This is a genomic window from Flectobacillus sp. BAB-3569 (assembly GCF_002270355.1).
GTDB lineage: Bacteria > Bacteroidota > Bacteroidia > Cytophagales > Spirosomataceae > Flectobacillus > Flectobacillus roseus.
The window spans coordinates 1-1,347 of record NZ_NJFZ01000055.1; the positions used below are offsets into that span (position 1 = coordinate 1).

General features: G+C 45.2%; 1 protein-coding gene. It reads right to left on the reverse strand.

What is annotated here, in order from left to right; translation table 11 throughout:
* Positions 1-1,347, reverse strand: a 1,347-nt coding sequence (locus tag BWI92_RS27545) for a hypothetical protein (RefSeq protein ID WP_217903503.1), incomplete at both ends; no start/stop codon positions are given.

A 1,347-nucleotide genomic window follows, 5' to 3' on the forward strand; every position in this document is an offset into this window, starting at 1 on the left:
AATGGAGCTGTCAACACATCATTAACTGCCGTAGCAACTTGTGGATTCAAGTCTGTTTCGTTTGGATTACCATCTTTATCACAATCTAAGGTTTTCCAGCTTGCACTTACATTGCCTATCACTTGGTCTACCTTGTTGTAACTACATCCATCATTGGGATTCGTGTTGTCACCCAATGTTAATGGATTGTCATCGATACCATTAATCTCATCCTTGTTCGTTACGCCATCGCCATCACAGTCGCCAGTACTTGTCGCTACTAAGGTCACTTGTCCCAAGTTTAAGCTACAAGCACTTAGTGGATTCGTATTGTCAGATGTCGTCAATGGATTACCATCCGTACCTATGGCTTCGTCATAGTTTGTTACTCCGTCACCATCACAGTCTGCATTACGCCAAGTAGTACTCGTATTCGCTAACACTTGACCGATGCCCCATACACATGAGTTCGTTGGTTGTGGATCCGTGTTATCTGGATCGCCATCCCCGTCTTGGTCTCCTGCTGCTGGTACACTAATCGTTACTGTAGCACTAGCACATACTTGTGGTGTCACCAAGGTGTTACATACTTGATATACAACTGTTACATTCGTTCCTCCTGGCTCTGTCGCTGATGGAGTATAACTCATGATACCTGTTGTTGGTGCAAACACTACGGTTCCGGTTGCTGTACCTCCTATTCTCGTAACTACATTGCCCAATACTGGTAAGAAGTCATCATTCGATAATACACTTACTGTACTCGTTAGGCCAAACGGAGCTGTTAAAGCATCGTTTGCCGCTGTAGCTGCTTGTGGGTTTGGATCCGTGCCGTTTGGATTACCATCCTTATCACAGTCTCCTGCTAACCATAATGGACTTACATTCGCAAACACTTGGTCTACCTTGTTGTAACTACATCCATCATTGGGATTCGTGTTGTCACCCAATGTTAATGGATTGTCATCGATACCATTAATTTCATCCTTGTTCGTTACACCATCGCCATCACAGTCGCCAGTACTGGTCGCTACTAAGGTCACTTGACCTAAGTTTAAGCTACAGGCACTCAGTGGATCTGTGTTGTCTGCTAACGTCGCTGGGTTTCCATCTGCGCCTGTGGCTTCGTTATAGTTTGTTACTCCATCACCATCACAGTCTGCATTACGCCAAGTGGTACTCGTATTCGCCAACACTTGACCGATGCCCCATACACATGAGTTCGTTGGTTGTGGATCTGTGTTGTCTGGGTCGCCATCTCCATCTTGATCTCCTGCTGCTGGTACGCTTATCGTTACTGTGGCACTTGCACACACATTTGGTGTTACTAAAGTGTTACATACTTGATAAACAACCGTTACGTTAGGC